The organism is Marinobacter sp. DS40M6 (genome assembly GCF_028581595.1).
GTDB classification, from domain to species: domain Bacteria; phylum Pseudomonadota; class Gammaproteobacteria; order Pseudomonadales; family Oleiphilaceae; genus Marinobacter; species Marinobacter salarius.
Genome location: NZ_JAFCAE010000005.1, coordinates 247707 through 263717 on the forward strand (window position 1 = coordinate 247707; position 16011 = coordinate 263717).

Below are 16011 nucleotides of genomic sequence, written 5' to 3' on the forward strand. Positions count from 1 at the left end.
CTATCCCCGCTCACGGATGAGGGCTTCCTGGGTGGTTGATGCCACCAGCCGGCCCTGGCGGTCGAAAAAGTTGCCGCGATTAAAGCCGCGGCCGCCAGAAGCGCTGGGGCTGTCCTTGTCGTAGAGCAACCACTCGTCCATACGGAACTCACGATGAAACCAGATGGAATGATCCAGGCTTGCGACCTGCATCTTCCTGTTCATAAACGACACGCCATGGGGGTTCAGTGACGTCCCCAGGAAAGAAAAGTCTGATGCGTAAGTCAGCAGGCAACGGTGCAACACCGGGTCATCCGGCAGGTGCCCCTGGGTACGCAACCAGCTCTGCCGGTATGGCGGACGCGGTTCCGGCTTCAATGGGTTGACCGGGTCTACAGGCCGGATTTCGATGGGGCGATCCCGGGTCAGAGTATCACGGAGATGTTCAGGAACATGAGGCGCCAGCAGTTCGCCGTACTCCTGCTCGGATTTCAGGCTTTCCGGATCAGGCGCCGAGGGCATGTCGAGCTGGTGCTCGAAGCCTTCCTCGGCCACCTGAAACGACATGGAGCCGGTCAGGATCTCCTTGCCACCCTGGCGCGCGATCACACGCCGGACAGAAAAGCTGCCCCCGTCCCGAACCCGCTGAACCTCGTAGTCAATGGGCATGCTGTGATTGCCGGGGCGCAGGAAGTAGGCATGGAGCGAGTGTGGCAGGCGACCTTCCACCGTGCGGCTGGCGGCCATCAGCGCCTGCCCCAGAACCTGGCCGCCAAACACATTGGGAAAGCCGAGATCTTCACTGTCCCCCTGGAAATGGTCGTCACCGATGGGGGAAAGATCCAGCAGATCCACCAGTTTTCTGGTTACTTCAAGCATGCCAGCTCCTGTCAATATCGTTAGCTCACGAATGAGTTTCTACCGCAAGCCGGGGATTTTCGCAATCCTGATATCGCCCATCAATCATGAATCGGAGGCACTTCCTTCGACAGGGCCTGCTTTTCCATCGCATAACCACCGGTTACCGCAAAGCCCAGAACCTCGCCAGACTCACTCTTGAACAGGGCACGGACGTCCTGACCGTCCGCATCCACTTCCCAGCTGCCCGACGCATTCGCCGGGGGCGGACACACCGCCGTTGGGCAACAGGGGGTCTTTACCATGACCGGCATGGTGCCGTACTTCACTTCCGTGCGTTCACTCACCAGCGTCTTTGCCAACGCACGGGCGCACGCCATCAGCGGCAGCACATACAGCAGCACGTGACCGTCGACTTCAGCGCAGTCACCCAGTGCGTAGACGTCGGGCACCGATGTCTCCAGGGCGCGGTTGACCACAATGCCACGCTGGGTCTCCAGGCCCGCTGCTGCAGCCAGCTCCGTGCGTGGACGCAGCCCGACCGCGGAAATAACCAGGTCGGACTCCAGTTCCTCACCATTGGCCAGGGTCAGGCGAACACCATCCCCGCTATTGGCAATATGCTCCACCACCGTTTCCAGATGAAAACGGACGCCCAACCCTTCCAGTCCATCGCGCACCGCTGCCGCAGCGGCCGGTGGTAAAAGTCCCGGCATCAGGGCATCAGAAGGAGCAATCACATCCACGTCGACATCGCCGTTGCGAAGGTCGTTGGCAAACTCACAACCGATCAGGCCCGCACCCATGATGGCCACCCGCTTCTTGCCCTTCAGAGCTTTGCGAAAAGCACGGTAGTCCATCAGGTCGTTGATGGAAAAGACACGCTCATGGCCGTCACCGGCAATGGACAGGCGAATCACATCGGCACCCCAGGCCAACACCAGTTTGCTGTACCCTAGCCGTTCGTCCCCCAGCACAAGTTCGTGGGCATCCGGATCAATGCCGGTCACGGTGGTGTAAGTACGCAGCTGAAGGTTCAGTTGCTCCACCATTGCCTCCGCCGACGCCTGCGCCAGTTCATCGGCCTCTTTGCCCTTGGTAAAGCCAGTGGAAAGCATGGGCTTGGAGTAACTATAGCCATCGTCCGCCGTTACCATGACGATTGGTGTGTCCTTGTCCTGCTTACGGATTTCCTTAGCCAGCGAATAGCCTGACATTCCGGTACCCACAATCACGATAGGGGCGTCTGCGCTCATTACTGCTCTCCAAACCTGTTCAGCGGTACCGGCGTGTCAGCCGATTTCAATCATCTCGAAGTCTTCCTTACCCACGCCGCAGTCCGGGCACTCCCAATCTTCCGGTACGTCTTCCCAGGCGGTTCCGGGCTCAATACCGTCTTCCGGCCAGCCTTCCGCCTCATCGTAAATAAATCCACAGACAACGCACTGCCACTTCTTCATGTCATTCCTCCGAAACTCATTGGGGCGCGATGATAATTGTCAGACAATTATGCGCGCAAGTCTTTCATGCACCGAGTTGGCACCATTCACACTGGGAAACCATCATACCCACCGCTGCGGCATTGACCAATGCCGTCGCCGACGGCTATTCAACGGGTTTTCTGCCAATCGCCAGAATTTCCATCAGGCGAACCGGGAAACGCCCCTCCCTTCAGCGTGCCACCTCCGGTATAATCGGCCGTTTTACGATAGGACCCCAGTGCTATGACCGACACCGTCGCCGAACTGAATCAGGTAATGGCCGAAGCCGACTGCCTGGTGAGCGAACAGCAGGTACAGGCTGCCATCCAGTCTCTTGCAGAAGAGATCACCGGGCGCCTCAAGGACACCAACCCGCTGTTGTTCTGTGTGATGAATGGCGGCCTTATCCTCACCGGCCACCTACTGCCAAGGCTGACGTTTCCCGTGCAGGCGGAGTACCTTCACGCCACTCGCTACCGCCAGGAAACCACCGGTGGCATCCTGGAGTGGAAACTGCAGCCGGAAGCCAATATGAATGGCCGCACGGTACTGATCGTTGACGACATCCTTGACGAGGGTACGACACTCTGCGCCATTGCAGATTACTGCCTCGCCCATGGCGCCAGCGAGGTTCTGACGGCCGTATTGGTCGACAAACAACACGATCGCAAGGCAAAGCCAAACCTGAAGGCAGACTTTACCGGCCTGGAAGTTGAGGACCGTTTCCTGTTTGGCTACGGCATGGATTACAAAGGTTACTGGCGCAACGCCCCGGGAATTTATGCCGTCAAGGGACTTTGACCGGTACGCACCCAGCATGTTTGAGGGTGAAAACGCCATCTCCACCCCCGCTACGGACTGGTACCGCTCTTTTTCAGCAGCTGCGCTGAAGAACCCGGCCATCCACGGGCCGCTCAGCCACTGGCTGACGCTGGAGGGCTCACTGACCCGGGCGCTTCAACTCCGATGCCGCGAGCACTTTCACGTGGATATCCTCCAGGAAGGTTTTGCCCGCCCCACTGTGGAGGAGGCCCATACCCTGGGTATTCCGGTGCGCCAGAATGCGTGGATCCGCGAGGTTTGCCTGAACGGCGACAACACCCCCTGGGTGCTCGCCCGTACGATCATTCCATTGGCAACCCTCTCAGGGCGTGGACGCCGCCTGCGCAACCTGGGGCGCCGCCCTCTCGGCGCCTATCTGTTCAGCAACCCACAGTGGCAACGGGGGCCGTTCGAGACCGGTCTTTGCCATCGGGCTAACCGCCATCAACCCATGGCGGCCCGCCGCTCCCGTTTTTTCAGCGGTCATCATAGCCTCTTGGTCGGCGAGTATTTCCTGCCCACGCTCTGCCCCTGACGCAGCGGCTCTTTTAACCGAACCTCACCGCTGGCTATAATCCCCGCTCAGCCTCAGCAACATCATCCCGGACGGACCAGACCTATGCTGCCCAATGCCGTGCCAGATCACATCCAGGCCCGCCTTGCAGAATACGCCCGACTGCTGCGAGTCGATCGCCCCATCGGCAGCCTGCTCCTCCTATGGCCAACCTACTGGGCACTTTGGCTGGCCGCAGACGGCTTCCCCAGCGTTGGCAACTTTATCGTCTTTACCCTCGGCGTATTCATGATGCGAGCTGCCGGTTGCGCCATCAACGATTTTGCCGACCGCAAGGTGGATCGACACGTCAAACGCACCAAAGACCGCCCACTGACCTCCGGTCGCATTGAAGCCTGGGAAGCTGTCGCCCTGTTCGCGGGCCTCTGCGTGACAGCCTTCCTGATGGTGGTGCTGTTCACCAACACGCTGACTCTCTATCTGTCGTTCGGGGGTGCAGTACTGGCGTTCATCTACCCGTTCATGAAGCGTTACACCCATCTGCCGCAACTGTTTCTTGGGGCCGCCTTTTCCTGGGCCATTCCCATGGCCTGGGCCGCCGAGGCCGGTGAGGTCACAAAACTGGCCTGGCTGCTGTTTACCGCCAACGTGCTCTGGACCGTTGCCTACGACACCCTGTACGCCATGGTGGATCGTGATGACGACATCCGGATTGGCATCAAATCCACGGCCATTCTGTTCGGAGACGCCGACCGGGCGGTTATCGCAATCCTGCAGGCCCTGGTGGTGCTGATTCTCATCCTCGTGGGACAGCAGGCCGAGCTCGGCGTTTTCTATTACCTCGGGCTCGTCGCCATGGCGTGCCTGTTTGTCTTCCAGCAGCACTTGGCCCGCTTCCGCGAACGCGACGGATGCTTCAAGGCCTTTCTCAACAATAACTGGGCGGGCTTTGCAGTTTTCACCGGTCTGTTGATTGACCGGATCATCAGTTAGTCGAACAAATCCAGTCACAGCCTGCTACTGTCATATACTTGTAACACTACCCGGTTGTAATGAGGCAGCAACAATACTCGGTATGACACAGGTTAATGCTCATGACTGGAAAAACTGTCCTGATCGTCGATGACGAGGCACCCATCCGCGAAATGATCGCTGTGGCCCTCGAAATGGCCGACTACGACTACCTTGAGGCAGCGGATGCCCGCGAAGCGCATGCCCTGATCGTTGACAAACAGCCCGACTTGATACTCCTTGACTGGATGCTGCCAGGCACCAGCGGCGTGGAACTGGCCAGGCGCCTGAAAAAAGAAGAGGCAACGGCTGAAATCCCCATCATCATGCTGACGGCCAAGGTCGAGGAAGACAATAAGATCCAGGGCCTGGAAGTGGGTGCGGATGACTACATCACCAAGCCCTTCTCGCCGAGGGAGCTGGTGGCCAGGCTGAAAGCCGTATTGCGCCGCACCACGCCGCCCGGCGTGGAAACTCCGATCGAAGTGGATGGCCTGACCCTGGACCCGGTCGGCCACCGGGTCACCACGGAAACCGGCGCACTGAACATCGGCCCCACGGAATATCGGTTACTGCAGTTCTTCATGACACACCAGGAACGGGTTTATACTCGCTCCCAGCTGCTTGATCAGGTGTGGGGTGGGAACGTCTATGTTGAAGAGCGAACCGTCGACGTTCACATACGCCGTTTGCGCAAAGCCCTTGGCGACCAATATGATCACCTGATCCAGACAGTGCGTGGCACCGGCTACCGGTTCTCAACCAGAGCAGCATAACCACAACCGGCGCCCTTTACCCCGAAAAGGGCCCGGAACTGATTCAGGGGCAGCTGTAATGCAACACAACTGGTCAAAGTACCTGCGATGGATTATCACGCTCCTGATAGCCTGCACGGCCGTCGGGCTTTTCTTTGGCGAGCCCCTCTACGGGCTGACGGCAGGGCTGCTGGCTTACCTGTGGTGGACTCTGGCCCAGGCCAAACGTCTGTACCATTGGCTCGGCAATCCCAGCGGCAGTGACGAAGCCCCTCAGAGTGTTGGTCTCTGGGGCGACATCTTCGACGGCCTACACAGGCTTCACCAGAACCACCTACGCACCCAGGACAAACTTCGCGCCCAAATCAACCGGGTCCAGGAGTCCACCAACGCCATGCGGGATGGTGTGATCATGACCGACTCGCGGGGCGCCATGGAGTGGTGGAACGGCTCAGCGGAGCATCTTCTGGGCTTTCGTCGCAGTTCGGACCGCGGGCAGTTTATTCACAACCTGATCCGCAACCCCGCGTTCAAGGCCTACTTCGACTCCCGCGACTACCGGGAACCATTGGAACTGAACTCACCCGCAAAACCGCACATTCACCTGCAAATCCAGATCAGCCTGTTTGGCGACGACGACCGCCTGATTGTGGCCAAGGACGTAACCCGCCTGTACCAGCTTGAACAGATGCGACGGGATTTCGTTGGCAACGTCTCCCATGAGATGAGAACACCCCTGACGGTGATCAGCGGCTACCTGGAAACCCTGGTGGACAACGCCGACGACCTGCCGCCCAAATGGCGGCGCGCCATCAACACCATGGCGCAGCAGTCCTCGCGCATGGAAGCGTTGATTACCGACCTGATATTGCTGTCCAGAATTGAAACCGGCGAGCAAACCATCAACGATGCGGTCACGGATTTACAGGCGATGATCCAGCAGATCTGCCACGACGCCAAGGCCCTCAGCGGCGAACAGGGCCACGAATTCAACGTCAGCATTGGCGATCGCCATCTGCTGAGGGGCGACGAAAGCCAACTGCGCAGCGCCTTCTCCAACCTGATTTTCAACGCCGTGAAGTACACACCTGCCGGTGGACTCATCACCATCATCTGGAAAACAGACCGCGACGGCGGGCATCTGTCAGTGAAAGATACCGGTATCGGTATAGACCCGGTTCATATCCCACGGCTTACCGAGCGGTTCTATCGCGCCGACCCCAGCCGACACAAGGAGACCGGTGGCACCGGCCTGGGGCTGGCGATCGTCAAGCATGTATTGCTCAACCATGACGGTAACCTGGAAATTCGAAGCCGGATTGGCGACGGCAGCGAATTCATCTGCCACTTCCCCCGGGAACGATTGGCGGAAAGGCTTCCTGAGACCGCGTCCTGATTGGGATAGCTTTCGTGGCTAACCGCCGCTGCGGAAACGGGCGATAAAACGGGACAGGTCTTCCAGCTTTTTCGGGTCTTCGTCCACAAATCGGATGGTCACGCCCACAAAATCCGTGTCCTGGCGTTTGTCCACCGCCTGCAACTGGTGGACGTAACCATTAAGCCGCGCTACCTGCCCTTCGGACACTTCGATATCCACCACAGCCTGATCAAGGATGCCCGGAAACTGCTGGTCCCGCTTGGCGATCACCCGCACTTCCGTGAGGGTGATGTCCTTGACGACTGAGCGCAGAGTGCTGTCTGAAAAACGCACCGACGCCACGCTCATTGGCGGCCTGGCTGTCGACCCGGAGGCAGAGGACGTGGACGACTTGCTGGCACGGACTGGTGCCGGAGAAGCAGCTTCCCGCTTCTGGGTCAGCAGGCTGGCGGATTCGCGAAACGCTTCCGCCGGCCCGGCCATGGACTTCCCGCCGCGATCCATGGCGTCCTTGAGGCGGCGCCCCATCACCTTGATGATCTTATTGCTCAGGCCCTCAGGGCTGAAGGGTTTCCCCAGATACTCAGAGACTCCCCCCTTGACGGCTTCAACCACATGATCCTTGTCACCACGGCTGGTGATCATGATGAAGGGCGTTTTTTCATACTGTGGCTGTTGGCGCATCCACTGCAACAGCTCCAGACCCGACATCTCCGGCATTTCCCAGTCACAGAGGATGAGATCAAACGTTGTGCGCGACATCAGTGATTGCGCCCGGCGGCCGTTCTGGGCATCCGTGGTGTCAATCACTGGAAAACGCTGACGCACCGTTCGCTTGACCAGATCCCTCACAAAGCTGGCGTCATCCACCACCAGCGCCTTCAGCGTTGCCATTTTCGGACCTTTTGTCTTTCAGAAAGTTGTCGTATCGTTCTGCAAACTATAGAACAAGCCGATGGTGGGGAATAGCAGGACTACAAAAAGACGACACATCCGATGCGGTGTGGAACACCAGGTTAAAGAATTGTCACCGGAATCCGGTAACAACAGTGTTTCAGGGCCACAAAAACAGGCTACCATGAGCCAGAAACATCCACTCCAGACCGAGGTTTAGCGTGCCGAGCATATTCACAGGGACATCAAAGAGCCAACGGACGATTCGACACCTTTCACTCAGCGGATTGTTCGTCCTGAGCAGTGCGTCCGTGTCCGCGGCCGCTGACGCCGACCTGGAAAACCGTTTCCCCCAGTGCATCGAACACCTGGAAAGCCAGGCCATCGAGGCGGGTGTGTCATCACAAACGGCGGGCGAAGTGCTGGCAGGCGCAGAATACCTGGAGCGAGTGATAGAGCTCGACCGCCGCCAGCCCGAATTCACCACCACCTTTGCGGACTACCTTAACCGCAGGGTCAACTCCGACCGGGTAAGCCGCGGGCGGGAGTTGCTGGACCAACACGAAGCACTGCTTGAACGCGTCACCCGGAAAACCGGCGTGCCCGCCCCCTATCTCGTGGCGTTCTGGGGCCTGGAAACCAACTTCGGTTCCTACTTTGGCAAGATGTCGGTGCCCAGCTCCCTCGCCACCCTGGCGTGCGACGAACGGCGCAGCCAATTCTTTACCGAACAGTTGATTGCAGCCCTGAGAATCATTGACGAGGGCGCGATACCCGCCGAGCAGATGGAGGGCTCCTGGGCAGGCGCCATGGGGCATGTGCAGTTCATGCCAACCGTCTTCCTGCGCCATGCGGTGGATGGCGACGGCGATGGCAAGCGCGACCTGTGGAACAGCTTGCCGGACGCGATGATGTCAGCTGGCCACTTTCTACAGGATCTCGGCTGGGATGGCGACTACCGCTGGGGGCGGGAGGTTCTTCTGCCCCAGGGGTTCGATTACAGCATGGCGGACGGCCGCCGACTACCCCTGGAAAAATGGCGCACCCTGGGCGTAACCGACGCCTTCGGCAATAAACTGGCGAACGAGCCCATCGAAGCCGCGCTGGTGGTCCCGGCCGGGCACCGGGGGCCTGCATTCCTGGCCTACAAGAATTTTAATGTGATCATGGGCTGGAACCGCTCTGAATTCTACGCTATCGCGGTTGGACATCTGGCGGACCGCATCGCCGGTGCCGGTAAACTGCAGAACCCGCCACCGGAGGATATGCCAGCGTTGTCACGGAACAACATCCTTACCCTGCAAAAAGCGTTGAACGAGCAGGGATTTGATACCGGGAAACCGGACGGCATCCTTGGCCCCAACACGCGGTCGGCTATTCGCGGCTACCAGTCAGAAAATGGCCTCGTTGCCGACGGCTATCCCGGCGACACGGTTCTCAATGCCTTGGGGGTAGACCTGACGTCTGAAACGTCCGGGAGTGATACCTGACAGCCATCTGCCGACCATCTGGGGCGTGATCCGACAACCGATTCCGCGCATAATACCTGCCGGACTTAAATGACAAGGTGTTATCCCGATGGATTCGATTACCCAGGCGGCACTGGGCGCCTCGCTGGCCGGTGCCGTTGCCGGAAAAACCCTTGGCCGTTCAGCCCTGCTGGTCGGTGCCGTTCTCGGCACCCTTCCCGATCTGGACGTCATCATTGATTACGGCACGGCGGTCGCCAACTTTACCCAGCACCGCGGATTCAGCCACTCGCTGTTTGTCCTGCTGCCGCTGTCCGTATTGCTGGCTTTTGCACTCCATCAGTGGCGCCCCCATCTCGGCTACGGGCGTTGGTTTGCGCTCACCGCGCTTGTGCTTATGACGCACCCTCTGCTCGATGCCTTTACCACCTACGGAACCCAGTTGTTCTGGCCTATAGGGCCACCTGTGGCCATCAGCAGCATTTTCATCATCGACCCGCTTTATACCCTGCCGTTACTGATCGGCATCACGGCGTTCCTCATCCGCGGGCCACAAACCAGCGCCATCATGGCCGGCCTGCTCCTTTCAACGCTTTATCTCGGGTGGAGCGCAACGGCGCAACAAATCATCCAGGAACGGGTTGGCCCCACGCTGGCCAAGGAAGGCCTGGAAGAGGCCCCACGGCTGGTTCAGCCGATGCCTTTCAATACCGTGCTGTGGCGAGTGACCGTTGTGGGTGAGGAAAAACGGGTGGAAATCGTGACCGGATTCCTGGATGGCGACGGCCCCGTTACGGTGGAACACTTTCCCCGCGAACCCCGCCTGGCAAAGGCCGCCACGTCATTACCAGAAGGCCAGCGACTGGACTGGTTTACGCGTGGTTTCCTGCACTACGACATGGACGGCGACCAGCTCACGGCCACCGATATCCGCCTGGGTATCCCCGGGGCGCATCCCTTCACCTTCATACTCGCCAAGTACCATGGCGACAGTCTTGAGCCAGAGCCCAGTTCACAGCTGGAGCGTCCGGCGATTGGCGGGGAACTCCTCGGCGTGCTCTGGTCGCGAATGACGGGTTCTGCGGAGGTACTGTGCCTTGCCAGCCTAACGCTGCCGCCGCCAGGAGAAGGGTGTACCTGAGCATGCGCCTGGATTATTTCATTGCCAACGCGACCACGCTGTCGCGCCGCGATGCGAAAAAAACCATCAGTTCAGGCCGAATCCGGGTGGACGGGCAGATCTGTCGCAAATCCGCTTCTCCGGTGGCCGCAGACACCCGGGTTTCCCTCGATGACCAGCCGCTGTCACTGCCAGGAGAGCGGTACCTGATGCTGCACAAGCCTGCCGGGGTCATCAGTGCCACCACCGACAGTCAGCAGCCCACGGCGCTGGACCTGCTGCCCGCAGATGTCCGCCACGGGCTCCACATCGCCGGGCGGCTGGACGCCGACACCACCGGGCTCCTGCTGCTGACCACCGATGGCCAATGGTCACACCGCATCACATCGCCCCGGGTGAAATGCCCCAAGACCTACCGGGTGACGCTCGCCGAACCCATTGATGACCTCGCCATCACGCAACTGCAACAGGGTGTATTACTGCACGGTGAGTCGCGGCCAACCAGACCTGCCGATGTCCATTTACTCAATGCCGGGGAAATTGACCTGACGTTGTCGGAAGGGCGTTACCACCAGGTCAAACGAATGCTGGCGGCGGTGGGTAACCATGTGACGGGATTGCACCGATGGCGTGTCGGCCCCCTCGTACTCGACAACTCACTGGCGCCGGGAGAATACCGGGAACTAACCACGGAGGAAGTGAACAGCCTGGGCTGATCAGGTGCGTTCGAAGCGCTGGGCCTTCAGGTTTTTGCGCACGGAACCTGCCTCGAACACCTCGCCGTTCATGGCGATATAAACCCCGTGAGGCAATAGCTGGACCGCCGCCCATGCATAGCCGATATTGAAAACCGCGTCACTCCGGCGCATACGTGCCGGCTGCATGGCGCCAAACAACACAATGGTTTTCCCTTTCACCGACAGCAGCTCTCTGGCGGTTTCCGGCATGGTATCGGTACCGTGGGTGATCAGTATGCGCTCGGCGTTACACTGACTGACGGCGGTTCTGATGACCTCCCGGTCGCCGTCCGTGATTTCCAGACTGTCCTTGCGCAGTAACCCGTGCAGGGTATAGCCGTCATGGATGTTGGACTCCGCCAACAGCTCCGCAATCAGACTATCGCCAATCTCAAACTCGCTGTTGGCATCGAAATACACCTTGTCGATGGTGCCACCGGTGGTGAATATCTCAATCATACGCTGCGTTCCCGATTCGCCAGAGGTCAGTTCACGCTCACGGATGCACCATCCGAAGCGGCATAAGCTGCGTTCTTTTTCCGCTCATACGCACGCGCGGCCGCAGCAACACTGCCACCGGCGCCGGTGGTCAGCCATCGTTTGATCCGGCCCGCATCCCCCATCGGTGAACGGGTGCCCAGAGAATCAAGCAGCACCGTTACCAACGGCTTGCCATCCAGTTCAAACAGCATAACGAGGCAACGGCCAGCTTCGGACAGATAGCCCGTTTTACTGATCCCCACGCCCCAACTGTCACGATGAACCAGGACATTGGTATTCCCGAACGCCAGTCGATATCTGGGTTGGCGGAACTGGGCGGTGAAATAGCGGGTGGTGGAATACTCCCGTATCTGTGGGTATTGGCTGGCCGCCCTGACCAGGCGAACCAGATCCGCCGCGGTGGAACGATTGTCAACCGACAACCCAGTGGGATCCACGAAGGTTGTTTTCAGCATTCCCAACTCAACGGCCTTGGCATTCATCGCTTCGATAAAGGCGTCATACCCACCGGGATGGTGTCTTGCCAGGGTATGGGCCGCAAAATTCTCTGACGACATCAGTGCAATACGCAGTACGTCAGAGCGTCTGAGCTCGGAGCTCACACGAATACGGGTATAGGCATTCGCCGGAGCGGGAATATGGCGCTCCCGGAAGTCCAGCCATTCGGTCAGGGGCTCGCCGGACTCCATCACCACCAGCGCAGTCATCAATTTGGTGATGGACGCGATGGGCACCCGTCGATCCGCATTCTTGCCGTAAACCAGCCCCTCATCGTCGGCATAGGCCACAGCTGCGTTAACGGATGCCAATTGCAACTCGGACCTCTCGATCGCCATCGCCCGGGAAACGTTGAGCAAACACAGGACTGTCAGCGCCAGGACAATGGCCGTTCGGATCATTGGTCAAACCTTGTTATGTGTCATTACGGTGTCAGCCTTTCACTATACCAGCCAAATTGGCGGCTGGCTCCGGGTAGGCCAGGGTAAAAGTATTAACGGGATCGGACACAGAATTCATTCAGGCGTTTAAAACATCAAATGCAAAACCGTATAAAATCGCGTAAAATTACATTGAAATCATATTGTTACACAATATTTCACAAGGTAACCATAGTGTAACAAGCCCTCCGGGAAACGAGCAGGACAACCAAGCGAATGGATTCAACCGGACCCGAAACGACGCAGAAAATCGCCAGTACGCCCCTGCCCTTTGATGCGAGCAATGGCTTCTACCGCTGGCTACCCCTGATCGTGTTGATCTTTGCCATTGCCTACGGATGGCTGCTTGCGTTGCTGACTCCCCAGGCACTGGGCAGCGTCCACTGGTTATCGAGCCTGGAAACGGGTTTGCCTCAGGACCTGATGGCGTTGGTACGGCAAGTATTTATCGGCGGGATTCTGGCGTTTGCACTGCTGTTCAACCTGGCAGTTGTGTTTATGCTACAGCGGCCCGGCCTCGCGTGGCTCAGTGTGTTCATGGCCGGTGTCCTGCACTGCCAATTGGTTCTGGAACAGTTTGGCCTTTGGTTTATCTGGCCCGACCAGCCGCAGTACAACGCATTGCTGCACATCAGTCTGCCGCTGTGCCTGATCGCACTGTGTGAATTCACGCCGCACTTCCTGCCGCTGGGCCGTCGTTCCCGGCGAATCATTCACGTCATCAGTCTGCTGGCTTTCCTGCATCTACTGGCGACGCCGGTGAACATTCCGGGTGTTGGCGAAGCGTCTTTCCTCGGCCTGGCCCTCGCTGGTGGCGCGTTTATCCTGCTGGTGGTTCTGAGCCAGATTCGTCAGCACGTCCTTGCACGCTATTATGGGCTTGCCTTCCTCGCCATACTGGTCGGGGCCGTGATCTCTTTTTTACATACAACGGGTTGGGCGCCGAGCACCAGCTTTGCGGAGTCCGCGTTCTTCCTTGGCGCTGCCGCAGGCTCGGTCATCCTGACAACCGGAGCCGCCAGCCTGCTCTCTTCCGCGGGGGCCGCATCAGCGAACGACAGCCGGGGACTCCCTGGGTACGACCCGGCCCTAACCGAGCGGCAAGACCAGCAACAACGGTTAATGCTGGAGGTGGAAAACGGACTCGCCCGCAACAGTATGTGGCTGGAATACCAGCCCAAAGTGCGCATTCGAGACGCCAAAGTTCGTTCGGTGGAAGCCCTGATACGCTGGCATCACCCGGAGTTCGGGTATGTACCACCAGACCAGTGGATTCCCCAGGCCGAACAGGTGGGGGTGATCTATCCTGTGACGCTTTGGGTCATTGAACGGGCCTGCAGCGAATACCCCCACCTGACAGCCCGCTACGGCGACGAGCTGGCCATCGCCGTCAACATTTCCGCCACGGACCTGACTCATGCTGGCTTCGAGGAGAAGGTAACCAACATCATCACCCGTCACAACATTCAGGCGAAAGACCTGATACTGGAGATTACGGAAACCGCGATGATGACCGATCCAGAGGCTTCCCGCCGTATGATTCACACCCTGAACCGAAAAGGGTTCCGAATTGCCATGGACGATTTCGGGACCGGCCATTCATCACTGGGCACACTGGCGAGCTTTGAACTGGATGAGCTCAAGATAGATCGCAGTTTCCTGAAAGACATTCTCGACCACCCTACGCGCCAGCGAATCTTCCGTGCGACCCTGGAGCTGGGTGAAGCACTGGACCTGGATGTGGTGGTTGAAGGTGTTGAAGATGAGGCCGTGGTGCGCTGGTTACAGCAATTCCCGGACCTCTACGGGCAGGGCTTTTTTTGGGGCAAGCCTGAACCGGCCTGCCCCTGACGCACTCAGGGCTTGTCCGTCACTGCGCCTTCCGAGGCGGAGCTTACGGTACGCGCGTACTTGGCCAGCACCCCGCGGGTAAACCTGGGAGCCGGTGCCGTCCATGCCTGTCGGCGGCGTTCCATTTCCTGCTCCGAAACATCCAGCTCAATACGGTTAGCCACCGCATCAATGGTGATGGTGTCACCATTTTCCACCAGCGCAATCGGGCCCCCTTCGGCGGCTTCCGGTGTAATATGACCAACCACGAAACCGTGGCTGCCACCGGAAAAACGCCCATCGGTAATCAACGCCACATCGCTGCCCAGGCCCTTGCCCATGATGGCCGAGGTAGGCGTCAGCATTTCCCGCATGCCCGGGCCGCCTTTGGGCCCCTCAAACCGGATCACCAACACATCCCCGGCCACAACAGTGCCGTCCATGATCCGCTCCTGGGCCTCTTCCTCAGACTGGAACACCCGTGCACGACCAGTGAAATGAGTGCCCTCCTTGCCGGTGATCTTGGCCACCGCACCAGTGGGCGCCAGGTTGCCGTAAAGGATACGCAGATGACTATCCGCCTTGATGGGGTCATCAAAGGCATGAATGATGTCCTGGCTTGCCGGGTACGGAGCCACGTCTTTCAGGTTGTCCGCCAGTGTCTGGCCGGTGACCGTCATGCAGTCGCCATGGAGCATGCCACGGTCGAGCAACATCTTCATCAATGGCTGGATACCACCAATGGCCACCAGTTCTGACATCATGTAGTGACCGCTGGGGCGCAGGTCCGCCAGCACAGGAACCCGCTTGCCGATTTCCACGAAGTCATCCAGCGACAAGTCAACGCCAACGGTACTGGCCATGGCAATAAGGTGCAGCACCGCGTTGGTGGAGCCACCCAGGGCAATCACCACGGTGATGGCATTCTCGAACGCCTCACGGGTCATGATGTCCGATGGCTTCAGGTCTTTCTCCAGCAGGTTGAGCACCGCCGCGCCCGCCGCCCTGCAGTCTGCCGCCTTGGTCTCGGAAATAGCGTTCTGGGCAGAACTGCCCGGCAGGCTCATGCCCATGGCTTCGATCGCCGAGGCCATGGTGTTGGCGGTGTACATCCCGCCGCAGGAGCCTGGGCCCGGAATCGCGGTTTCCTCGATCTGTTTGACCTCAATCAGGTCCAGATCACCTCGGGCATGGGCACCCACCGCCTCGAACACAGAGATGATGTCGGTGTGATTCTCGCCGGGCATGATGGTGCCGCCATAGACAAATACCGACGGCCGGTTCAGCCGCGCCAGACCCATCATGCAGCCGGGCATGTTCTTGTCGCAGCCGCCGATGGCAACCAGGCCATCAAAACCTTCACAACCAGCCACGGTTTCAATGGAGTCGGCAATGACTTCCCGCGACACCAGAGAGTACTTCATACCCTCGGTGCCGTTGGCGATGCCGTCCGATACCGTGATGGTGTTGAACGTCAGGCTCTTGCCCCCGGCCTCGTCGGCACCAGCAGCGGATTCCTCCGCCAGTTGGTTGATGTGCATATTGCAGGGCGTCAGGTTGCTCCAGGTCGAGGCAATACCGATCTGGGGTTTGCGAAAATCTTCATCGGTAAACCCCACGGCCCGCAACATGGCGCGGCTTGCCGACTTGCCCAGGCCGTCGACCACGGGCGCGGAATAACGGCGGCGTTTGTCTTCTGTCATTACTGTGCTCTCCTGAATGTC

The 16011-nt window shown here is 59.1% G+C and carries 16 protein-coding genes; 9 read left to right on the plus strand and 7 right to left on the minus strand.

Features of this window, described 5'->3' with window-relative positions:
• The 3 genes from tesB to JJO78_RS14935 form a co-directional block, all read right to left on the minus strand.
• Positions 1-858, minus strand: a complete 858-nt coding sequence (gene tesB / locus JJO78_RS14925; RefSeq protein WP_075194197.1) for an acyl-CoA thioesterase II — start codon at positions 856-858, stop codon at positions 1-3.
• Positions 859-938: 80 nt separating this feature from the next.
• On the minus strand, positions 939-2093 hold the full coding sequence (locus tag JJO78_RS14930) for an NAD(P)/FAD-dependent oxidoreductase (protein WP_075194196.1): 1155 nt from the start codon (positions 2091-2093) through the stop codon (positions 939-941).
• Between the two features lie 36 nt (positions 2094-2129).
• On the minus strand, positions 2130-2297 hold the full coding sequence (locus tag JJO78_RS14935) for a rubredoxin (protein WP_007154989.1): 168 nt from the start codon (positions 2295-2297) through the stop codon (positions 2130-2132).
• A 264-nt stretch (positions 2298-2561) separates the two neighbouring features.
• On the opposite strand from JJO78_RS14935, the gene JJO78_RS14940 reads away from it, so the two are divergent.
• From JJO78_RS14940 to phoR, 5 genes are all read left to right on the plus strand, one after another.
• Positions 2562-3119, plus strand: a complete 558-nt coding sequence (locus JJO78_RS14940; RefSeq protein WP_036210787.1) for a hypoxanthine-guanine phosphoribosyltransferase — start codon at positions 2562-2564, stop codon at positions 3117-3119.
• Between the two features lie 16 nt (positions 3120-3135).
• On the plus strand, positions 3136-3675 hold the full coding sequence (locus tag JJO78_RS14945; RefSeq protein ID WP_036210785.1) for a chorismate--pyruvate lyase family protein: 540 nt from the start codon (positions 3136-3138) through the stop codon (positions 3673-3675).
• An 84-nt stretch (positions 3676-3759) separates the two neighbouring features.
• Complete coding sequence (gene ubiA, locus JJO78_RS14950) at positions 3760-4647, plus strand: 4-hydroxybenzoate octaprenyltransferase (RefSeq protein WP_075194195.1); 888 nt, start codon at positions 3760-3762, stop codon at positions 4645-4647.
• 101 nt (positions 4648-4748) lie between these two features.
• Entirely contained in the window at positions 4749-5441 is a 693-nt protein-coding gene (phoB, locus tag JJO78_RS14955; RefSeq protein WP_007154985.1) for a phosphate regulon transcriptional regulator PhoB, read from the plus strand.
• A gap of 58 nt (positions 5442-5499) precedes the next feature.
• Positions 5500-6816, plus strand: coding sequence for a phosphate regulon sensor histidine kinase PhoR (gene phoR, locus JJO78_RS14960; protein WP_036210779.1), 1317 nt, complete (start codon positions 5500-5502; stop codon positions 6814-6816).
• Between the two features lie 18 nt (positions 6817-6834).
• Here the strand turns inward: phoR and JJO78_RS14965 are convergent, their stop codons facing one another.
• On the minus strand, positions 6835-7692 hold the full coding sequence (locus JJO78_RS14965; protein WP_075194194.1) for a response regulator: 858 nt from the start codon (positions 7690-7692) through the stop codon (positions 6835-6837).
• A 287-nt stretch (positions 7693-7979) separates the two neighbouring features.
• Between JJO78_RS14965 and JJO78_RS14970 the strand changes: the two genes are divergently transcribed.
• From JJO78_RS14970 to JJO78_RS14980, 3 genes are all read left to right on the plus strand, one after another.
• Positions 7980-9182 (plus strand): lytic murein transglycosylase, encoded by a 1203-nt coding sequence (locus JJO78_RS14970; protein WP_227664841.1) that lies wholly within the window; start codon positions 7980-7982, stop codon positions 9180-9182.
• An 88-nt stretch (positions 9183-9270) separates the two neighbouring features.
• Positions 9271-10302, plus strand: coding sequence for a metal-dependent hydrolase (locus JJO78_RS14975; protein ID WP_075194193.1), 1032 nt, complete (start codon positions 9271-9273; stop codon positions 10300-10302).
• A 2-nt stretch (positions 10303-10304) separates the two neighbouring features.
• A complete protein-coding gene (locus JJO78_RS14980; protein WP_075194192.1) occupies positions 10305-10997 on the plus strand; it encodes a pseudouridine synthase in 693 nt (230 codons plus the stop codon).
• Here the strand turns inward: JJO78_RS14980 and JJO78_RS14985 are convergent, their stop codons facing one another.
• Positions 10998-11477 carry an asparaginase domain-containing protein gene (locus JJO78_RS14985; RefSeq protein ID WP_036210766.1) on the minus strand — a complete coding sequence of 160 codons (480 nt, stop codon included), beginning with the start codon at positions 11475-11477 and terminating at the stop codon, positions 10998-11000. It lies immediately after the preceding gene.
• A 26-nt stretch (positions 11478-11503) separates the two neighbouring features.
• Complete coding sequence (gene pbpG / locus JJO78_RS14990) at positions 11504-12418, minus strand: D-alanyl-D-alanine endopeptidase (RefSeq protein ID WP_126811353.1); 915 nt, start codon at positions 12416-12418, stop codon at positions 11504-11506.
• A 255-nt stretch (positions 12419-12673) separates the two neighbouring features.
• Between pbpG and JJO78_RS14995 the strand changes: the two genes are divergently transcribed.
• Positions 12674-14308, plus strand: a complete 1635-nt coding sequence (locus tag JJO78_RS14995; RefSeq protein WP_075194191.1) for an EAL domain-containing protein — start codon at positions 12674-12676, stop codon at positions 14306-14308.
• A gap of 5 nt (positions 14309-14313) precedes the next feature.
• On the opposite strand, the gene ilvD is transcribed toward JJO78_RS14995, so the two are convergent.
• Positions 14314-15990: a dihydroxy-acid dehydratase gene (ilvD, locus tag JJO78_RS15000; RefSeq protein WP_041332496.1), complete on the minus strand. Its 1677-nt coding sequence runs from the start codon at positions 15988-15990 to the stop codon at positions 14314-14316.
• Between the last annotated feature and the right edge of the window lie 21 nt (positions 15991-16011).